Raw genomic sequence first — 20358 nt, 5'->3', positions numbered from 1 at the left:
CTCTGATTTTATAAATACCAGAGTATTTTCTTTTAAAGAGCTGCAAATATACGCAGAATGGCTTTGTCCTGACAAGGAAAAGCATCCTCTGCTTACATCCGTGCAGGCATTTCTATTCCGAGTAGCTTCATACTAAATTCCAGGCTATTGGCTACTGCTTCGCTTAATGCCAACCGGAAATCCCGTGCTTCATCACTTTCTGCTTTCAAGATGCTATGGTCGTGGTAAAACTTGTGGTAAGATTTTGCCAAATTGTAAGCATACTGGGCGATGGTGGAGGGGTCGTATTCTTTCGCCGCTTCCTGAATCACATCAGGGAAGGTAAACAATTGCAGAATGAGTTCCTTTTCCTCTACCTCCAATTGGGTATAGCTGTTAGCTTTGCTAGCCGCGGCGCCTTCCCATTTCCGTAGTACGGATTTGATCCGGACAAAAGCGTTTTGGATATAAGGCCCCGTTTGCCCTTGTAGGTCGACGGACTCTTTAGGGTCAAAGATCATCCGTTTTTTCGGATGCACTTTGGTGATGAAAAACTTGAGGGCTGCCAAGCCTACCTGGTGCATGACCAATTCCTGTTCTTCCGGGCTCAGGTCGCTGAGGGTGTCCCGCTCCTGAGAATTATCCCGTACTTCCGCTACCACTTCGTCGATGAGGTCATCGGCGTCAACAACGGTACCTTCCCGCGATTTCATTTTGCCTTCTGGCAAATCAACCATGCCATAGGATAAATGGTAAAGACCATCAGCGTACGGTTCTTCCAACCGCTTTAACAATTCAAACAATACCTGAAAGTGGTAGTTTTGCTCATCGGCAACGACATAGACCATCTTATCGGCACCAAAATCAAGGTACCGCTGGTGAGCAGTGCCCAAATCCTGGGTGACGTAAAGTGAGGTGCCATCACTCCGTAAGATCTTCTTCTTGTCGAGTTTGGCATCACTCAGGTCGGCTTCTACCGAGCCATCATCACAGGTATAGAATACTTTGTTTTCAAGGCCCTTGTCGACCATCTCCTTACCTAGTAAATAGGTGTTGGACTCGTAGTAGAGCTTGTCAAAGTTGACGCCCAGCTTTTGGTAAGTAACGTCAAAACCAGCGTATACCCAATTGTTCATTTTCTTCCAAAGGTCTACCGCATAGTCATCACCTGCTTCCCAGGCCAGTAGGAGTTCCCGTGCTTCTTTACCGAGTTGGCTGTAATCGTTGAAGTAGGTATTCTTGTACCGCTTGAAAAAGTCGTCAGCGGTTTCCTCTTTTTTAGCCTTGTCGGCAAAAACGGCTTGGCCTTCCGGTGATTGTTGCCACGCCTTGTATTCTTCCCGGAAATGTTGTTCAAACAAGACGTAGAATTTGCCCACAAAATGGTCAGGCTTGGTAGTGGTAGAAATAGGAGTCGTGTCTTTCCCATATTTCTGCCAGGCCAGCATGCTTTTACAAATGGCTATCCCCCGGTCGTTGATGATCTGGATTTTTTTGACCTCGTAACCCACCGCTTCAAGGATTTGCGCTGTCGACCAACCCAAGAGGATGTTTCTAACGTGACCGAGGTGTAAAGGCTTGTTGGTGTTGGGAGAGGAAAACTCTACCAATACTTTTTGGCCATTAGGAGCTTGTTTGCCGTAATCGGTCTGCCCCGCAATCTCCAACAAAAAGGTTTTCCAGTAGTCGTCTTTAACTACCAGGTTCAAAAAACCTTTTACCACATTAAAGTCAGCAATTTCGGCTACTTCTTGTTTCAGATAGGCTCCTAGTTCTTGAGCGATAGCTTCAGGCCCTTTGCGAGCCGCTTTGGTGAAAGGAAAGACCACCACTGTGTAGTCGCCAGCAAACTCCTTGCGAGTAGTACTGATGGGTACTTGAGCTGCGGGAAAATCGGTTTGATAAAGCGAATGTACCGCTTCACTGACCTTGTCCTGGATAATCTGAATAATGTTAGCCATAAGTCAACGCTTGTTTTGAGGGCGCAAAGATAAACAACTACCACACTTTTCGGTGCCCTTAGCTAGGATAACTGTACCAATACACAATTAGTTCCTATGCTGGCGATCCCTTGCAATCACTTATCCACTGATTCAATGCTTTAGGAGAGCGAAAGATCAGTAAGGTCTGCCACGGCTCCAGTTTTTGCAGTTTGCGTAAATGTGCGTAGCTACTGCGAAAATGACAAACGAGGATCAAATGGAAAAATTCAAGGCTGAATCGTTCGGGGCAACCAGGGGCCATATCGTCGCGCACTTTTCCGTAGTTGGTGATGACTCGTTTGAGGGCACGATAGAGCACCAAAAGTAGTGGGTAACGGAGATATATGACGAGCTCGGCACGGGGCAGCCGCAAATCCCAGGTACCACTGTAGTTGCCATCCATGATCCATTTGTCTTGTGTTACTAAACTGGCTACTTGCGACCGCCATTCTTCATCGCTTGGTTCTATCCAGCCAGCTTGCCAGTATTCCTGATCCAAGTGGATGAGTGGCAGTTGCGTAAGTTGGCCTAATGATCTACTCAAGGTGGACTTCCCTGACCCGCAGCAGCCAGTGATCATAATTCTGGAATAAGAGGAGAGGTTGAAGTCGGTGGGCATAGCCGGAAAATCTAATGGTGAAGTAAGTCGCTTGGAGAAAGCAGAAAGCTTTGGGCTGGGGCATAGTTCCCGCAAGTGGGAGGGACCCACCCAGCTGCCGGACCGCCGAGTCCGTCCCCTGGTCTTACGATCCTAAGGGACGTGCGTTTATACCTGCTCTGAACACCAGAGCAGCCAACAACACGCATAATAAAACCGCTGATTTCACCTATTGACCAAATAGGGGTAATTCCTTTGATAGTACAGAAATCGAAGTCACTCAATCCTGTGGAGAAGTCAAATGTAGTGTTTTTTTGTTTGATACTGAAAAAAAATAAACAATAATTTACCGAGAAATGCGAATTGCTTTTACTCTGCCCACAAAGCGGCCAAATGCACCAGCACCTCCGTCGCCTTTTCCATGTCCTGCACGGTCACCCATTCTTGCTTGGAGTGGAAAGCGTGCTCACCAGCAAAAATATTAGGGCAGGGAAGACCCATAAAACTGAGTCGTGAACCATCGGTGCCGCCGCGGATGGAGCGTTTCAACACGGGCATTCCTGCGCGGCGGATGGCTTCTTCGGCTTTGGCTACTACATCGGGGTACTGATCCAAAATTTCTTTCATATTGCGGTACTGTTCCTGTACAATAATTTCACCGGTTGCGCCGGGAAATTTAGCCAGGGTAGCCTCCAGAACGGTTTGCATCTCGGCTTCGTGTTCAGCCAGTTTGGCGGTGTCAAAATCACGTACAATAAAGCGGATCGTCGTTTCTTCTACACCACCGCTCATTTGTACTGGATGTATGAAGCCTTCTTTGTCGCTGGTAGATTCTGGGGTGAGGCGGTCTTTGGGGAGCGCTTCCACGAAGGCTGCTGCTACTTTCAGGGCACTTACCATTTTTCCTTTGGCAAAGCCAGGGTGGGCACTGGTGCCTTTGATGACCACAGTGGCACCGTCGGCAGAAAATGTTTCATCTTCCATGGAGCCGCGCTTCTCACCATCTACGGTGTACCCGAAATCTGCGCCCAGTTTTGCAATGTCTACTTTATCTACTCCTCGCCCAATCTCTTCGTCGGGGGTAAATAGTACCCTGATGGTGCCGTGCGGAATCTCAGGATGGTTGATCAAGTGATCTATCGCTGTCATGATTTCAGCTACTCCGGCTTTATTGTCGGCTCCCAGGAGGGTGGTTCCACTGGCCGTGACGATATCGTTGCCGATCTGCTCCGCCAAGTCAGGATGTTCGGCCATCCGGATAACCACTTCGGGATCATCAGGTAATACAATGTCACTACCATCGTAGTTGCGATGCACCAGCGGCTTTACGTCTTTACCACTGCTGTCGGGAGAGGTGTCCATGTGGCTGCAAAAGCAAATAACGGGCACCTCGTGTTCCACATTGCTGGGTAGGGTGGCGTATACGTAACCGTGTTCATCCAGGTGAGCGTCACCAAGCCCCATCTGGATGAGCTCTTGAACGAGTATTCTGGCCAGATCCAGCTGCTTCATGGTGCTGGGTTGGGTAGGAGAATCGGGGTCTGATTGGGTGTCAATTTTTACATAATCTACAAAACGATCAAGTACGGTACGCATGGTTTGGTTCGGCTTTTATTGTGGTCGCTAATTTATGCCTCTTTTTCGGAACCGGGTAAGGAACCGTCCAAAAATAAGAGATCGAAGTATTTTCTTTTGGCCCCTACCGCCGCTGAAGATGGCGGTCGCTACGTTGCAGGGCTCTCCGCCACCAGGCGGATCGGGCAGCTCTCCCGATTTAATCGGGCTCGCTGTCTGGCTGGTGCCACCCTTCCACATCGCTAGTGGACTACACCATAAGTGCTTGTTAGAATTTACGGAGTGATCCACTGGCCATTCATAGACTTGTTCTGCTGGGATCATTTCGGGGGTAAATCGCGCCTTATCTTCCCACACTGTGCCTTTTTTAAGTCGCTTAGCTACGGCTAGGCTCCTAAAAAAAGGCTTCGCGTGGTCGATAATGCATCAATTTTCCCACCAAACTGACCCAGCAGAACAAGTCTAATCAGCCAGGGATAGCAGTGGAATGCGCGGAGCGGAGCGAGCACATTGGAACGGATAGCCCGATCCCGCCCTTCTGGGGCGGGAGGCTGCCCCATCGGAAGGCATACATAATGGTGCACTTATTAACCCCAAGTGAAAAAAAGATAAAAAAATTGTTCTGCTAAGTAGGGGTTGGACAAATCTTTGGTGTCTAGTATTACAGAAGGCCCAATAAAGGATGCTTTCCTGTCTTAACTACAGAAGCCCGTTTGGGGGGATTAAAAAAACACATTTACGATGAATCTTGAAGCAAAACTTACCTTTTTACAGCAGTTTCCTCTCTTTGAAAGCTTAAACAGCGCAGAACGCGAACAGCTTAGCGAGATGATGGAATACAAAGTAAAACCTCGTTTCAGTTTTATCTATCAACCTGAAGAAGCTTCTGACCATCTTTTCTTTCTGGCTCGTGGTACCGTCAAAATTGGCACTCACTCTGCCGACGGCAAGGAAGTCATCAAGCATCTTATCCACCCTATGGCTATGTTTGGCGAGCTGGGTTTAATTGGTGAGCAACAGCGCACTGAATTTGCCCAGGCACTGAAAGAGGATGTTCATCTTTATGTATTGAAAGTGAGTGATTTGCAGCGATTGATGCGCAATAATTTCCAGTTGACGACCAGGATCATGAACTCTTTTGGTTCACGGTTGGTTTCTGCTGAAAACCGTTTGGAGTCGCTTATTTTCAAAGATGCGCGTACCCGTATCGTCGATTTCATTAAGGACGCTGTTCTAGAGCGCGGCCGCCGTATTGGGTACGAGATGTTGTTGCGTCATAGCCTCACCCACCAAGACATAGCGAATATCACATGTACTAGTCGGCAGACGGTTACGCTGGTATTGAATGAACTCAAGAAATCTGATTTAATCTACTTTAATCGGGGTAAAATCCTGGTTAGAGATATGGCAAAGTTGTCGTAACAGCTTTAGCGCTTTTTTTGGATGCTTTTTAGCATTATTTTAACCCCAAATAATCATTGGTAATCCCGAGTCATGGCCTGGTGCTGTGGATCGGGATTTTCTTTTTGAGGTGCTTGTTTTTGAACTATTTAAGGGTGATTAAGGGGATTTTTTTACCACATAGTCAGATAGTTTTTTCACATAGTCACATAGGAAACCTTACACCCTTGCAGCTTGGTATCCTTGTAAGCTAATGCCACCTTTACACTCTTACACCTTTACCCTTCCATTCTGATGCGCCATTGCTTGGGGTAGTAGTTGTTATAGCGGTTGCCCAGGCCTTTTACCCAGCCGAGGTTGAGCCCTTGGTAGCGGAGGAGTACCCAACCTTTGGGGAGGCCAGGGAGTGGGGGAGTAGCTTTGCGCAAAAAGGCCAGTGCCGTTTCCAGGTCTACTTCAAGGTGGGGGAGATCGATTCGGCAATCTAGTTGGAGGGCCCATTCCGGGCTGGGGACGAGCTGTTTGCCTTTGGGTTCGCCGATGATGGTGCCCACTTCGATGCGGTGGAGGTATTGGGCGAGGATTTGTGCATCCTCTAGTAAGGTGCTGGCCAAGGCGCGCCAGTTTCCTTTGGCGGAGGTAAAATAATGGTAATCGGTCTCAGGGGCTACCCAAGGCCTTGCCAAGGCCAATAGTTTGCGGTCAACGGCTTGTAATTTTTGGAAAGGAATGATTTTATGTGGTTTGTTTTTTACTTCCAAGGAAAGTTTTTGGAAGGCTGCCAGAAAGAAGCCTTCGCCTCGCACGCGATGGGGGTATGCTTGATAGCCGTGAGGGCGTTTTTCTAATTCCCAGTGCGTAGGAAAGTTCAAATCTTTGTAGGTCAATTCACTTTCGTTGGCTAGCCAAGCCGCATTTTCGTCGTTTTCTTGTTGGTTGTAGGTGCAGGTGCTGTAGAGTAAAATGCCGCCGGGGGCAACCAATGCTGCGGCTGCCTTGAGGATGCGCCCCTGCCGCGCGGCGCAGAGGTTTACATTTTCTGGCGACCATTCCTGCCGCGCAGCTTGGTCTTTGCGAAAAAGGCCTTCTCCTGAGCAGGGAGCGTCGACGAGCACGAGATCAAAGAAGCCTTCCAGTTTGGAAAAATCCTCCACATCGTGGTTGGAAGTGAAGGTGTTGGCATATCCCCATTTGTTGAGGTTGTAGCGCAAAATCTGGTAGCGGCTTCTGATGACTTCGTTGGCAAGCAACCAACTGCCCCCGGGCAAGAGGGATGTCAATAGCGTACTTTTGCCGCCCGGGGCCGCACACAAATCCAAAACCCGCAATGGCCGACCTTCGGGGAAGCATTGCCGGAAAGCGGCGGCTATCAACATACTGCTGGCCTCCTGAACATAGTAAGCTCCGGCATGAAATAGCGGATCAAGTGTGAAAGACGGCCGTTCGGTGAGGTAAAGACCACCTTCGTGCCAGGGCACTGCCTCGCCTGTCGGGAACTGTGCTCCTTTCTTCACCGGGTGCAGATGTAAACTTACCGGCGCATCGGTTTCAAGGCTGGCAGCAAAAGCGATATAGGCTTCCTCTGTAAGGATATCTTGCATCTGTGCCTGAAAAGCCAGGGGAAGCTGGGCCATAATTTTTGCTATACAGTTTTAATAGAACTCCAAATTTAGCCAACTTTTAGCGGTTTTCCCTGTTTTTGATCATTGACTTGAGCCAAGTAAATAAACTTCCTATTCTAACTTTCAAGTCTTAACTTTGCAGCATGAACATTGATAAGAGTACTGTCGTAGCCGCCCTTGCTGGCGTTAAAGATCCCCATACTGGCCAGGATTTGATTACTGCTAATCGCGTACGTGACCTGGAGGTGGAAGGAAATGCGATTCGTTTTACGTTGGAACTTCCAAGTTTGAATAACGAATACAAGTCGCAACTGAACTTTGCGTGCCAGGAAGCTATTTTGCAGCATTATCCGGAAGCCAATGTCCATGTGCACATGATGGCGCGTACGGAGGAATCTCAGGCAAGTACCAGTCCATTACCCCACGTCAAAAACATCATAGCGGTGGCGAGTGGTAAGGGAGGTGTAGGGAAGTCTACCGTTGCCACCAATCTGGCACTTGGGCTAAAAGCCCTGGGAGCTAAAGTTGGTCTCCTCGATGCCGATCTTTACGGTCCTTCCATTCCTACGATGATGGGTTTACAGGGGCAACGTCCTAAAATCCAGGATATTCACGGACAGCCCAAGATCACACCGCTCGAAGCTCATGGTATTTTTACCATGTCCATCGGTTTCATTATCGAGCCGGAGCAGGCAGTTGTTTTACGTGGTCCACGCCTCAGCGGCGTCATTAAACAATTTATCAATGACACGGTTTGGCCTCCGCTCGATTACCTGATTGTAGACCTGCCTCCAGGTACGGGCGATATTCAGCTGACTTTGGTGCAAACGGTTCCCGTCACCGGAGCGGTATTGGTGACTACGCCGCAAGAGGTAGCCCTCGCTGATGCAGTGAAGGCGATGAATATGTTCTTCTTGCCCAATATCAATATTCCCGTTTTGGGGGTAGTAGAAAATATGTCCTGGTTTACGCCTGCCGAATTGCCAGACAATAAGTACTATATCTTTGGCAAAGGAGGAGGTGCTGCGCTCGCAAAAGCTAGCAACTCAATGGTACTAGGACAAGTACCCCTGGTACAAGGAATACGGGAAGCTGGCGATGGAGGCCGACCTGCGATTTTGGATGAATCGAATACCGTTTCCAGAGACGCTTTCCTTAAAGTTGCCCAAAATGTTGTTCGCCAGGTAGCACTGCGCAACGAAATGATGGATCCCACGCAAGTGGTAAAGATGGAGCAATAGAAACTGCTGAGTATCAACTTTTAATTGCTTAACTTTGTTTTCCATTTAAAGATCCAAAGACAGTGATCTTAAACAAAAGTAGTATGTCAGTTACGGAAAAAGAAGCGATGATTGCCCAAGTAGATGCTGCCCTGGAAAGTGTCCGCCCTCACCTCGCTGCGGATGGTGGGAACGTAGAAGTGGTAGACATCACGGACGATAATATCGTAAAAGTGAAATGGTTGGGTAACTGTCAAAACTGCTCCATGTCTTACATGACCATGAAGGCAGGTCTTGAACAGACCATCAAGGGCCGCTTACCGCAAATTTCTGGTGTTGAGGCCGTTAATGGTCTGTAATTTTTTAGCTCACCTCTTTTATTGAATGATTAAGCGTTTTCTCTGCTTACCATATACTAGCAAGTAACATCCTGCCGGGAGCTGGGGCAGTGTGATTTCGTTCATGAAGCCTTTTTGCCACCGCTTGATCAGCTGCCCTTGGAGATTATACAAGGCTATTTGGGGCGTCTCAATGCTTGTAGGTAAAACTACGGTTTGTCCTGCACGCACGGGATTGGGAAGGTTCCATTCTTCTTCTAAGGCAACAACTTCATCTGTGCTGCTAATGATCGGAAAGTCGGGTCGTAGATACAGCACGAATCCGTCGTGGTCGCTGGCTCGGGTGGCAAGACTCGGATTAGCAAAATAGGCCGCAGCGGCGTCGGCATTGCCCCGAGCAAAAGCAAAATCCTGGACATTCAGGTTCGTCAAGGAAGTTGTCAGACAATGGTCGATCAACTGGGCATTGCCTTCGAACACAAAGGAGTAGCGCTCTGCTGGAGCGTTGAGAAACGCATGGTTGGTGAGTGCCGGGCTCACGAGTGTTTGCGGAGGATATTCGGCACCTAAGCTGCTGGTGCCAACGAGTTGGCTGAGCACGTCTACGTAGCCGTCGGTGAAAGGGAGCGCATTGAAATCACCGACCACGAGCAAGTTGTCCTCCTGCCGGTCCTGAATCATTGCTGCTACGGAGAGCGATTGTTCGTAGCGTTTTGTACGTACAAAAAAAGCGTTAGACCCCTCAATTCCTCCAAGCGATCTTAGGTGGAGGTTGATGATTTTGATGGGAATAGGCGGGTTGGTCGGTAAATCAGCTTCTAAAAGTAAAGGGGGGCGGTCGTGTAGTCGACCTCCAATGCTGAGTGTCTCGATAGAACCCAGCTGGCGTACCTCTACATTTTGGATGCGCTCACTCACTAGATAAGCGCTGTTGATGGGGGTATTGTTATTGCCCTGAATAAGGTAGGGGGTGTAGTCGAGGCTGGGATCGCGCTGATTGATGGCAAAAACAAGCTGTTGCAGCACCCCGATATCACCCACTTCCTGTAAGGCAATGATGTCTGGTGCTCCTAGTCGTTCCACGATATACCTGGACACTTTGCTGAGTTGGGTGGCCAAGGCATCGCTATCTTCTCTTAGTTGAAGGACATTGATGCTACCTACGGTAATCTCATCGGCGGCAGCTCTGGGCAAATCTCTGGTAGCAATGTTACCAGCTACTGTATAGTTGTTGGGGAAGACGATGTAAAGGTCTTCGCTTTGATAAAAAACACCCGTAGCAGTAACCGTTTGTCCAACGCTGAGAAAGCGGTTGTTGGGTTGATTTAGCGCATCGGGGTCAAGCCAGAATATTTCGGGATTGCCATCCCATACCGGAAGGTTATTTAAACCAGGGTAGGAGATGCCCGCTTCGCGGAAAGGCCGTTCTGTTTTTGTACTAAAAGCAGCAAGATCATTGCCTAAAGCGGGGGCAACAACGGGAGCGGTAAAGCTGACGAGCATCCCTTCTACTTTTTCCAGATCGCGAACCGCTCCGGGCAGGCCACTAGGAAAGTCGTTGGTCAACACCACAGGTGCTGGCAGCGGGGCGGTAGCACCTGTGGCTTGGTAATTCAGGCTAAAGCCGGATATTTCCGTAAGGTTCTCAAATTCCTGAATGACCCCAGTGATATTGACCAATTGACCAACGCTCAGGTTGGGGAAGTTGCCTGTATAGATAAATAAGCCATCCGAAGTATTGTCATTATTGTCACTACGTTCGGTGGGCGTTTGGACAAAGAAAAAGTCAGCTCCGACAGCCGTCACTACATTGTTGGGTAAACTTACCTGCTGGCCTAGAAAGGGACTGGTATTTCCTGTGCCCTGGATTTCCCAGATTTCCAAATTTTGAGCGATTAGAGGAACATTCAAAAAAAGCAGCAAGAGTAGTGCCGAGAAAAAGTGTTTGTCGGTTAACAATGTGCTAACTTTACTGTTACAGTTGAACATACAGTGCATTATGAATAATCAATCAGAATCAATATTTAGCAAAACGATTAGTCCTGTTTACCAAGCAGCCATGGCTTTGGGCGGAGTTGTCGTCATTTCTTTGCTGGCAAAGCTAGTTGGATTAACCGGAATAACCGAGGTTCCCCAAAGTTTTCCGTGGATGTCGGCAGCCTCCTTCATGTTACTCTTTGCCTTGTTTAACAGCGTTCTTAGTGTGAGCTCCAAAGACTTGATGAAGTATTGGGGGACGTCCATTTACTGCTTTTTAGGTTTAGCGGCTGCAGCGGCGGGAGTAGCTTATGTACTCTCTTCGCTGAGCATGAGCGAAGCGGGTTCCTATCGCTGGATATACATTGTAGTAGGAATCGGTTACCTGGTGTTTCTTAGCTTGATGGCTATGCTACGCAAGATCGTAGAATTTGCTCAGCGCGAGGAATGGAACCAGCCACGGATTCGTCGCAAATAGGACGTTCTCAGTGCATTCGCGATCGCAGAAGCAACATTGCTAAATAAGGAAGTGTTCAGAGAAATAAAAAGTCGATTATGTTCAAGCAATATGAATTTTTGTTCACCTTCATTTTATTCTTTTCACTAACTTCCTGCAACCAGGCGCAGGCCTTGCAAAAACAAGCAGGAGAAGACAAAGAAATGGCTACTGCTAGTGCTTCGGCTGTTTCTGCATCAACAGTAGCGGAGTTGGAGTTTCCGGAAACCATTGTGAAAGTTGAGAAAAGCGTAGAAGAATGGCAGGCACAACTGGAGCCACTGGCTTTCAATGTACTGCGTCAGGCTGGTACCGAGCGTGCCTTCACGGGTAAATATTGGGACAATAAAATGACCGGTATTTATACCTGTGGTGGTTGTGGGCTACCGCTGTTTTCTTCCGCTACGAAATTCAAATCTGGCACCGGCTGGCCCAGTTTCTACGAGCCTATCCAGGAAAATTATGTAGTGGAACACGTTGATCGTGCTTACGGCATGGTGCGCACCGAAGTGGTATGTGCTCGTTGTGACGGCCACCTCGGCCATGTTTTTGATGATGGTCCGGCACCTACGGGATTGCGCTACTGTATCAATAGTGTCTCTCTGGGTTTTGTGCCGGAAGAGAAGTAGCTCTGTATCTCCGTAGCGCAGGGTTTTAAACCCGGCGCTACGGAGATACTCCGAAAAAGAGCAAGCATTAGTCGAAACCAACCGCCAGTTGTAGTTCCTTGCTGATATTTTGACGGATAGACATGCCGTTGAGTGGATCTTCTGGAAGGAGGAGCCAATTGTTTTTACCTTGATCGGCACTCGCTAAAACGGATAGGTAGGTATTGACACTAAAAGCAGCTTTTTCCGCATCGTAGCTTACCGCACCTGGGTACATTTTTTCTAGTAATGCTTGTTGTTGAGCAACTTGTTCGTCGGTGATGGTTTCGCCCTTCATTTTTACGTCCATCATTATTTGCAGACTCAAAGCCGTGTATTGCTTACCATCTAATGATGATAACTGCTGGATATTTCCCACATTGTAGCCTTGGAAGACAAGCATGGTTGCTTCGTTGTCCAGCATTTGGTAGGCTTGTAGAAAAGGAGCAGTGGCCTTTTCCTGTGGCAAGATCATAGTAGCTACTTGGTCGTAGCTCTTAGCTTTTAAAAGCTGGAAATAACGACCCGCAACTTGTGGCAATGCCTGCTGGTAGGGAAGTTGGTCAGACAAGGCACGATCACCGAAAAAGGCTTTCCACACAGCAGGTGGCAAGATGCCATACGCCAAATCAAGCTTGGCGTCAGGGAAGTCGATCAACTGCCATGTTGTAGATTCCGTAGGCCTTACCGCAATAAATTGATGATCTCGCTGAAGGTAAATGGTGCTGGGGTTGAGTAACTTGACGTTATCGGAACCATAGGTCTTGGCAAACCCGCTAATGATCTCTTTCATTACCATCTGGTCCTTGCTGATACTTTCCTGTTCGATGGAGAGCTCTAAATTTTCCATAGAGGTGAGCAGCAGGTAGTTTTGGCCGTTATCCGTAACTATTTCCGAGCTTTTGGCTGGCTGAAACCCTTTGGTATTCATCGCCATATCCTCATTGACTTTTGATTGCTGGGCAGCCAACCAACGATCGGCGGTCATCACTTCAAATACAGAAGGATGGAGTTGCGCTGTAGCGGCCTCGAAAGATCCAGCGATGAGTTGTTGCTGGTAAGCACTCAGCTGTGTTTTGAGTCCGGCATCTATCTGTGCCCAACTGGTGCTGAAAAAGAAAAAGCTTGCCAATAGCATGGCGAAGTTACGTGTAGTTGTCATGTTGTTGTGTTTGTTAGGAAAGTGCTTGTTTAGACGCTTAAATCTCAGTAAAGATACGCGTTTAAGGGAGATAGGTAGCTAATGCACTGACCATTTGTTGTTGTAATTCCTGAGCGGCTTTACGGGCTGCTTCCGCAAAATCTTCACCTTGTCCAGCATAAATAATGCCGCGAGAAGAATTGACGAGCAAGCCGCAATGATCATTCATACTATGACGGGCAACAGCGGCCAAATCTCCTCCTTGCGCACCAATACCAGGAACGAGGAAAAAGCTATCGGGTGCCAATTGGCGCAGCTCACGGAATTTTTCCGGGTGAGTAGCACCACAGACGAACATCAGCTCGTCGGGGCTGGCCCATTCCTGGGCTTTGGTCATTAGTTTCGCGTATAGCGGCTGTCCGTTTTCTTGAGGAGTGAACTGAAAGTCTTCGCTACCTGTATTGCTCGTAAGCGCTAACAGAATTACCCATTTTTCCGGAAAATCGAGGAATGGTTTTACCGAATCTTCCCCCATGTAAGGCGCTACGGTGACCGCATCGGCGTGAAGGGTCTCAAAGAAGGTCTGAGCGTACATCCGAGAGGTATTGCCAATGTCTCCCCGTTTGGCATCAGCAATTTTGAGGTGATCATCGCCAATGTATTCCAGGGTAGCGTGGAGTACCTCCCAGCCTTGTGGTCCCATCGCTTCATAAAAAGCAGTGTTAGGTTTGTAAGCCACACACAAGTCGCGGGTCGCATCCACGATTTGCTGGTTGAATCGATAGACCGCGGTGGGGCCTTCTCCCAGGTGTTTTGGTAGTCTGGCCGGGTCGGGGTCCAGGCCGACACAAAGGAAGGATTTTCGTTCTTTGATGAGCTGAAACAAGGCTTTACGATCCATGGTAGTTAAATTTGCCGCAAAGATAGGAACTTTGAAAAACAAAACCCGATGGCAAAAACAAATGCAGTAAGAATACTCGATCAGGAGCAAATCCCTTATCGATTGATTACCTATACCTATGATCCGGATAATCTGGACGTGGCAAAAATCGCTACGGACAATGGGTTAAGTCTGGGGCAAGTGTTTAAGACCTTGGTGTGCAAAGGGGAGCAGACAGGTCCGTTTATGTGCGTCATTGGTGGCGATGAGCACCTCGATTTAAAGCATGCTGCCCAGACCAGTGGCAATAAAAAGGTAGCACTGGTAGCTGTGAAGGAATTGCTTGCACTAACGGGGTACCTAAGAGGGGGCTGTTCCCCCTTAGGGACTAAAAAAGCACTACCGATCTACTTGAGTCGCAAAGCACTTTCGTACGATGAAATCCTCATTAATGCAGGGAAACGGGGCGTCCTTTTCGGGGCGAATCCGCAATCATTGCAGACCACCTTTGGCTGGACGCTGTTTTGATATGCTGGTGAGTAAAGACGAATACCAATCAAGAGGCTTCTGAGGTAAACAAAACAGGGCAAGCACCGCGAAGTACCTGCCCTGTTTTCTGTTACAGAAATGGTTTTTACAAAACTACCTTGAACTAGAGAACCTCCGGCGGTTTCCTCCCCCAGATCGGCTGCCTGATGAGGAACTATTACCTGGTCCGCGACGGCGATTGTTGTTTCCTCCGTTGCTGCGTGAACGCTGCTGTTGGGAAGAAGAGGAATTTTCAGTCACTACTCTGGTTCCATCATCAGGGTAAGGGTGATCTTCTACAACCGGAACATCTTGCTTGATCAAGCGCTGAATGTCGCGTAAGTAAGCTCTTTCTTCCTGATCACAAAAGGAAATTGCAATTCCGCTGGCTTGGGCACGTCCGGTACGACCAATACGGTGAACGTAAGTCTCTGGCACGTTAGGCAAGTCAAAATTGATGACAAAGGCCAGTTCGTCCACATCAATGCCACGGGCGGCAATATCGGTAGCAACCAATACTTGCAGGTCGCCGTCGCGAAATTCCTGTAGTGCTTTCTGCCGAGCAGTTTGCGACTTGTTACCGTGAATAGCAGCCGCTCCAATACCGTCACTGTTGAGATCTTTCACAATCCGATTGGCGCCATGCTTGGTACGAGAGAAGACCAAAACGGATTCCATTTTTTCTTCTACGATCAAGTGATGGAGCAATTTGCGCTTCTGCTTTTTATCGACGTAGTACAAAGCCTGGCCTACCTTTTCGGCAGTAGCCTGCTGAGGCTTGATGGTCACTTTTTCTGGGTTACCCAATATTTTACTGGACAATTCCATAATGGCCGGAGGCATTGTAGCCGAAAAGAAGAGGGATTGCCGCTTCTCGGGCAACTTTGCTACGATTTTTTTGATGTCGTGAATGAAGCCCATGTCAAGCATGTGGTCAGCTTCGTCCAGTACTACGTATTCCACGTCGCGGAGGCTAATGAAGCCCTGGTTCATTAAGTCGAGTAGTCGTCCCGGGGTAGCTACCAAAATATCTACGCCTTTCTTCAGGATATCTACTTGCTTACCTTGTTTTACCCCACCAAAAATAACGGTGCTGCGTAAGTCGGTAAATTTGGCGTAATCCTGAAAGCTGTCATTGATCTGGATCGCGAGTTCGCGGGTAGGAGCTACTACGAGTGCTTTGATGACGTAAGGGCCATCAAGATTAGCTTCACAAAGTTGTTGAATAATCGGAATGGCGAAAGCGGCTGTTTTACCAGTGCCGGTTTGGGCACAACCCAATAAATCCTTTCCTTTAAGTAAAATTGGAATTGACTGCTCCTGGATTGGAGTAGGCTTGGTGTACCCTTTTACTTCAAGGGCACGCAGGATGGGGTCAATAATCCCCAATGAATTAAATGTCATTTATCGTTAAAATGGCTCAATACCTTTACGCTGAAGTCTTATCGGCTGGAGAAGTTGCCCGTTGAGGTAGGGTTGACAAACCGTAGGGAAAAGTATTGAAAGTTGGGCCGGATTTTGTTGGCCGCGAACTTGTTTGTTAAAGTAATTTTTCCCTGATACGCAATCTCACAAATTGTCAGAGAACCATGTTGTAAACGACAAAGGTAAGCATATAGTTGAGATATTTCTTTTTTATTTTATTTCAACACATCTCTAATACTCGGATCCTTGTCAAAGACACTTTTCGCGAAAGGACAAAGCGGAATGATTTTCTTTCCTTGTCGGCGCGTCATGGCTACAATCACATCTAGCAAGAGGCGGCCAATCCCTTGGCCTTTTAGGGATTCCGCGACGTAAGTATGGTCGATGATGAGTAGACTGTCGCCAGCTTTGGAGTAGGTCATTTCAGCTAGTAGTTCTCTACGCTCCTCCATGAAAACACGGCCGCGGGTTTCCTCTTCTTCTAATTGGATATTTAAATCTTCCATGTTGATCTATTAAGCGTCTTGGAAATTGATTTTATGGTGGCTGCCATCACAGAAAGGCTTGTTGTTGGAAGCACCACAGCGGCAGAGGGCGGTTTTATCCATCTCTTTGGTACTGCCATCAAGCAATTCGATTTTGGCTGGGCCTTTGATCACCAGTGGTCCATTGGCGGAGACCGTGATGTGGGGAGCACGGTCACTTTTGGTAGTGCCAGCTTCAGCTTTATCGTTGCGGTAGTAACTCAAAGCACCGCTGGGGCAGCGGTCAATGTGTTGCATGATCTGTTCGCTGCTAGCTCCTTCAGGATCAATCCAGGGGCGCTTGTTAGGGTTGAATACGGCAGGTAGTCCACCTTTTTCTTTGTTCCAGCACCGTTCAGAGTGGGCACATATCCCTGGTTGCCAGACAATGGTGATTTCTCCGTTGCTGTATTCTTTAGTGATGTTTTTATCAGGCATGTTAGTTAGATTTTGTGCTGCTTTTTATGCTATAAAACGGCACTTAAGGGAAACATTTTTGAAGATAAAAAGATTATTTGAGGTTTTGGGGGTGGGTGTCCTGTAATTAGGGCAAACGCTCCAAAATTAATTTGCCGCGGACCTGCCTGCCAGCAAGCTGGCCTTGCAGGCAGGGGTACGGAGACACGGAGGGTTTTTTAGCCACTAAAGCACAAAAACACGGAATTGTACAGTTTTTTGCCCAGAGAAGGCTGCTTGTAGATTGCGTATAAAATGTTTTTTAGTCCAACACCAGCACCTTACCAAAATAACGCCCCTCCTCATTGGATACCTCAACAAAATAAACGCCCTGGCTGCGTACTGGCAAGGAAAGACCTGCGGCTAAGGCATAGGCATCTGTTTTCTGGTGCATCACCAGCGAGCCTCTACTGTCGTATACCTGAAGGAGTAAGTCACCACTTGTTTCACTAAGGCCAGGCAATTCAATGTGCAGTACCTCTCCCGCTGTTAGTGGATTGGGGTAGAGCTGGGCTACCTGGATGTTGTAGAGATCAGCGTCCACAGCCACCATGTTATCACTTATATTTAGTTTGCAAATGAGCATATCACTTTGGTACTTATAACTGCCCGTAAAATATAAGCTTTGCTGGTCTGCTGATAATTGTATTTGGTTAATTTTATTTGTACCCCAGCCATAAATATTGTGATAAGTAAATACACCATCCCCTCCAAAATTGGTATTGCGTTGCCCCTCACTATTTAAACAAAGCACACCAAAAGAAAGGGTTGCACTAAAGCCCACCAAAACCTCATCTCCCCGCACCACTAGGTCTACAGGATTGGCCGGATCAATATCACCGGCATGAATAAATTCCCTAAAAACACCATCATTGGCAAAAGTGCTGTCGAGGGTGCCGTCCGGTAGGAGCCTGGCAACTGTAGTATAAATTGGCATTGTCAAACCATCAGATATTAATCCTGCTACTACAATCTTGCCATCTTCATAAATGCCCAGTGCCTTTGCCCAGCCTGCTGTTGTAGTCACATCGGTTGTGCCGGCTTCTCCAAAAGTAGTATCAAGGGCTCCATCTGGCAAAAAGCGCGATACATATATGGTGGGTTCACAAGCCCCTATAGGATCCAGGCTTCCGGGATAAGGAAAATAGGTCTCCGCAGTAAGAAGGAATGCGCCATCGGGATAAAACACCAGATCGCCCAGGATGCTGGAGGGACATCCATAGCGACTTTTGTAAACGAATCCATTGTTCCCAAAGCTCTCGTCTACGCTGCCGTCTTCGAATAAGCGGCCGACAAAAATGGAGGTAGAATCAGGATAAAGATAGGAAGGGCCGAAGTAGACATTGCCCGCAACCATAATCTTACCATCCGGAAGCGGATGCAGGCGGGTGATCATCTCGTGTTGCCCCGGTAAGTCCAGAAATAGTTTTCCCTCCTCTCCAAAGCTGCTAATGAGTTGGCCGTCAAAATCCGTTTTGATCAATAAGGCAGAAAAACCGGCTTCTCCGGCTTGTTCCGCACTGCCTCCCATCAGCATTTGATCGGAGCCGTAGCGAACAGCCGCCAGGCAGGAATCGCGTTGTAAGCCTAAGTCCAGTTGTATTTTGCCATCTGGGCCAAAATCCTGGTCGTATTGCCCATTGGCGAGCAAGCGGGTAAAGGCAAAATCACTTTCTTCTTCACCGGCCGTGTGCCCGGCCATGATGATTTTGCCGTCGTCTAAAAAAAGCATCGAATAGGCCTTGTCCTTTCTATCGGAAAAATCGCTGGCGGTTACTCCGTAAAAATACTGACCTGGTGAAAAAGAATACGGTTCGCCAAAAGTGGAGTCTACAATTTGGGCGTGGCTAGGGGAAAGAACGCATGTGAAAAAAATGAGGGATAGGTAGAGAGGTTTCATAGCTATTGTTTTTAGTCCTGTACCAGCACCTTCCCAACATACCGCCCCTCCTCATTGGATACCTCAACAAAATAAACGCCCTGGCTGCGTACTGGCAAGGAAAGGCCTGCGGCTAAGGCATAGGCATCTGTTTTCTGGTACATCACCAGCGAGCCTCTACTGTCGTATACCTGAAGGAGTAAGTCACCACTTGTTTCACTAAGGCCAGGCAATTCAATGTGCAGTACCTCTCCCGCTGTTAGTGGATTGGGGTAGAGCTGAGCTGCTTGGATGTTGTACAAGCCAGCATCTGTAGCCACTGTTTGGTCGCTGATATTTAGTTTGCAGATAAACATGTCACTTTGGTATTTACTGCCGCCCGTAAAATATAAGCTTTGCTGGTCTGCTGATAATTGTATTTGGTTAACTTCACATAAGCCCCAACCATAAATATTGTGATAAGTAAAAACACCATCTCCTCCAAAATTGGTACTGCGCTGCCCCTCATTGTTTAAGCAAAGAACACCAAATGACTTTAAACCTATATGGTTCTCTGAACTAAAGCCTACAAACATTTCATCGCCTTGAATAATCAGGTCTATGGGATTTAACAGAAAAAGGCCCGACTGATTTAGAGGTTCTCTAAAAACACCTTGGTCAGCAAAGGTACTGTCGAGGGTGCCATCCGGTAGTAGCCTGGCAATTGTAGTGTAATTTGGCATTGTCAAACCATCAGATGTTAATCCTGCTACGATGATTTTTCCATCTTCATAAATACCCAGTGCCTTTGCCCACCCTCCTGTTGTAGTCACATCGGTTGTGCCGGCTTCTCCAAAAGCAGTATCAACGGCTCCATCTGGCAAAAAGCGCGATACGTAAATGGTGGGTTCACAAAGACCAAAAGGATTCAGTATTCCAGGATAAGGAGAATAGGTCTCCGCAGTAAGGAGGAATGCACCATCGGGATACACCACTAGATCGCCCAGGATGCTGGAGGGACATCCAGTGCGGGTTTTGTAGATGAACCCATTGTTCCCAAAGCTCTCGTCTACACTGCCATTTTCCAATAAGCGGCCGACAAAAATGGAGGTAGAATCGGGGTAAGGATAGGAAGGGCCGTAGAAGACATTGCCCGCAACCATAATCTTACCATCCGGAAGCGGATGCAGGCGGGTGATCATCTCGTGTTGCCCCGGTAAGTTCAGAAATACTTTTCCCTCCGTTCCAAAGCTGCTATTGAGCTGGCCGTCAAAATCCGTTTTGATCAATAAGGCAGAAAAACCGGCTTCTCCGGCTTGTTCCGCACTGCCTCCCATCAGCATTTGATCGGAGCCGTAGCGAACAGCCGCCAGACAGGAATCGCGTTGTAAGCCTAAGTCCAGTTGTATTTTGCCATCCGGGCCAAAATCCTGGTCGTATTGCCCATTGGCGAGCAAGCGGGTAAAGGCAAAATCACTTTCTTCTTCACCGGCCGTATGCCCGGCCATGATGATTTTTCCGTCGTCTAAAAAAAGCATCGAATAGGCCTTGTCCTTTCTATCGGAAAAATCGCTGGCGGTTACTCCGTAGACATTCTGGCCTGGTGAAAAAGAATTAGGCTCCCCAAAAGTGGAGTCTACAACCTGAGTGTAGCAGGGGGAAAGAATGTAGATCGAAAAAATGAGGAATAGGTAGAGAGGTTTCATAGCTA

At 47.9% G+C, this 20358-nt stretch carries 18 protein-coding genes; 6 read left to right on the top strand and 12 right to left on the bottom strand.

The window, feature by feature from the left end:
* Window positions 1-92 precede the first annotated feature (92 nt).
* The 3 genes from argS to pepT all read right to left on the bottom strand — a co-directional run bounded on the left by argS (window position 93) and on the right by pepT (window position 4155).
* Entirely contained in the window at window positions 93-1940 is a 1848-nt protein-coding gene (argS, locus tag AB0L18_RS27360; protein ID WP_367390506.1) for an arginine--tRNA ligase, read from the bottom strand.
* A 94-nt stretch (window positions 1941-2034) separates the two neighbouring features.
* Window positions 2035-2580 (bottom strand): hypothetical protein, encoded by a 546-nt coding sequence (locus tag AB0L18_RS27355; RefSeq protein ID WP_367390505.1) that lies wholly within the window; start codon window positions 2578-2580, stop codon window positions 2035-2037.
* A gap of 348 nt (window positions 2581-2928) precedes the next feature.
* Window positions 2929-4155 (bottom strand): peptidase T, encoded by a 1227-nt coding sequence (gene pepT, locus AB0L18_RS27350; protein WP_367390504.1) that lies wholly within the window; start codon window positions 4153-4155, stop codon window positions 2929-2931.
* 720 nt (window positions 4156-4875) lie between these two features.
* Between pepT and AB0L18_RS27345 the strand changes: the two genes are divergently transcribed.
* Window positions 4876-5556, top strand: coding sequence for a Crp/Fnr family transcriptional regulator (locus AB0L18_RS27345; protein WP_367390503.1), 681 nt, complete (start codon window positions 4876-4878; stop codon window positions 5554-5556).
* Window positions 5557-5813: 257 nt separating this feature from the next.
* Here the strand turns inward: AB0L18_RS27345 and AB0L18_RS27340 are convergent, their stop codons facing one another.
* Complete coding sequence (locus tag AB0L18_RS27340) at window positions 5814-7169, bottom strand: RNA methyltransferase (RefSeq protein ID WP_367390502.1); 1356 nt, start codon at window positions 7167-7169, stop codon at window positions 5814-5816.
* A gap of 131 nt (window positions 7170-7300) precedes the next feature.
* Between AB0L18_RS27340 and AB0L18_RS27335 the strand changes: the two genes are divergently transcribed.
* Together AB0L18_RS27335 and AB0L18_RS27330 are read left to right on the top strand one after the other, a co-directional pair.
* Window positions 7301-8398, top strand: coding sequence for a P-loop NTPase (locus tag AB0L18_RS27335; protein WP_367390501.1), 1098 nt, complete (start codon window positions 7301-7303; stop codon window positions 8396-8398).
* Window positions 8399-8481: 83 nt separating this feature from the next.
* A complete protein-coding gene (locus AB0L18_RS27330) occupies window positions 8482-8736 on the top strand; it encodes a NifU family protein (protein WP_367390500.1) in 255 nt (84 codons plus the stop codon).
* An 18-nt stretch (window positions 8737-8754) separates the two neighbouring features.
* Here AB0L18_RS27330 and AB0L18_RS27325 read toward each other — a convergent pair whose 3' ends face one another.
* Window positions 8755-10704 carry an endonuclease/exonuclease/phosphatase family protein gene (locus AB0L18_RS27325; RefSeq protein ID WP_367390499.1) on the bottom strand — a complete coding sequence of 650 codons (1950 nt, stop codon included), beginning with the start codon at window positions 10702-10704 and terminating at the stop codon, window positions 8755-8757.
* Between the two features lie 10 nt (window positions 10705-10714).
* On the opposite strand from AB0L18_RS27325, the gene AB0L18_RS27320 reads away from it, so the two are divergent.
* Complete coding sequence (locus tag AB0L18_RS27320; protein ID WP_367390498.1) at window positions 10715-11170, top strand: hypothetical protein; 456 nt, start codon at window positions 10715-10717, stop codon at window positions 11168-11170.
* Between the two features lie 77 nt (window positions 11171-11247).
* Window positions 11248-11817 (top strand): peptide-methionine (R)-S-oxide reductase MsrB, encoded by a 570-nt coding sequence (msrB, locus tag AB0L18_RS27315; RefSeq protein ID WP_367390497.1) that lies wholly within the window; start codon window positions 11248-11250, stop codon window positions 11815-11817.
* A gap of 67 nt (window positions 11818-11884) precedes the next feature.
* On the opposite strand, the gene AB0L18_RS27310 is transcribed toward msrB, so the two are convergent.
* Together AB0L18_RS27310 and pyrF are read right to left on the bottom strand one after the other, a co-directional pair.
* Window positions 11885-12997, bottom strand: coding sequence for a hypothetical protein (locus AB0L18_RS27310; RefSeq protein WP_367390496.1), 1113 nt, complete (start codon window positions 12995-12997; stop codon window positions 11885-11887).
* A 61-nt stretch (window positions 12998-13058) separates the two neighbouring features.
* Window positions 13059-13877: an orotidine-5'-phosphate decarboxylase gene (gene pyrF / locus AB0L18_RS27305; RefSeq protein ID WP_367390495.1), complete on the bottom strand. Its 819-nt coding sequence runs from the start codon at window positions 13875-13877 to the stop codon at window positions 13059-13061.
* Window positions 13878-13925: 48 nt separating this feature from the next.
* On the opposite strand from pyrF, the gene AB0L18_RS27300 reads away from it, so the two are divergent.
* Complete coding sequence (locus AB0L18_RS27300) at window positions 13926-14384, top strand: aminoacyl-tRNA deacylase (protein WP_367390494.1); 459 nt, start codon at window positions 13926-13928, stop codon at window positions 14382-14384.
* A 114-nt stretch (window positions 14385-14498) separates the two neighbouring features.
* Here the strand turns inward: AB0L18_RS27300 and AB0L18_RS27295 are convergent, their stop codons facing one another.
* From AB0L18_RS27295 to AB0L18_RS27275, 5 genes are all read right to left on the bottom strand, one after another.
* Window positions 14499-15788: a DEAD/DEAH box helicase gene (locus tag AB0L18_RS27295; RefSeq protein WP_367390493.1), complete on the bottom strand. Its 1290-nt coding sequence runs from the start codon at window positions 15786-15788 to the stop codon at window positions 14499-14501.
* 236 nt (window positions 15789-16024) lie between these two features.
* The gene (locus AB0L18_RS27290; RefSeq protein WP_367390492.1) at window positions 16025-16315 is read right to left on the bottom strand and encodes a GNAT family N-acetyltransferase; all 291 of its coding nucleotides are present in this window, start codon (window positions 16313-16315) and stop codon (window positions 16025-16027) included.
* Between the two features lie 9 nt (window positions 16316-16324).
* The gene (locus AB0L18_RS27285; protein WP_367390491.1) at window positions 16325-16771 is read right to left on the bottom strand and encodes a (4Fe-4S)-binding protein; all 447 of its coding nucleotides are present in this window, start codon (window positions 16769-16771) and stop codon (window positions 16325-16327) included.
* Between the two features lie 280 nt (window positions 16772-17051).
* Window positions 17052-18689 (bottom strand): T9SS type A sorting domain-containing protein, encoded by a 1638-nt coding sequence (locus AB0L18_RS27280; protein WP_367390490.1) that lies wholly within the window; start codon window positions 18687-18689, stop codon window positions 17052-17054.
* Window positions 18690-18700: 11 nt separating this feature from the next.
* The gene (locus AB0L18_RS27275) at window positions 18701-20353 is read right to left on the bottom strand and encodes a T9SS type A sorting domain-containing protein (protein WP_367390489.1); all 1653 of its coding nucleotides are present in this window, start codon (window positions 20351-20353) and stop codon (window positions 18701-18703) included.
* Between the last annotated feature and the right edge of the window lie 5 nt (window positions 20354-20358).

This window comes from Lewinella sp. LCG006 (assembly GCF_040784935.1).
In the GTDB taxonomy this organism is placed as follows: Bacteria; Bacteroidota; Bacteroidia; order Chitinophagales; family Saprospiraceae; genus Lewinella.
Note: the sequence above shows the minus strand (reverse complement) of the source record. Positions and strands in the feature narration are given on the sequence as shown.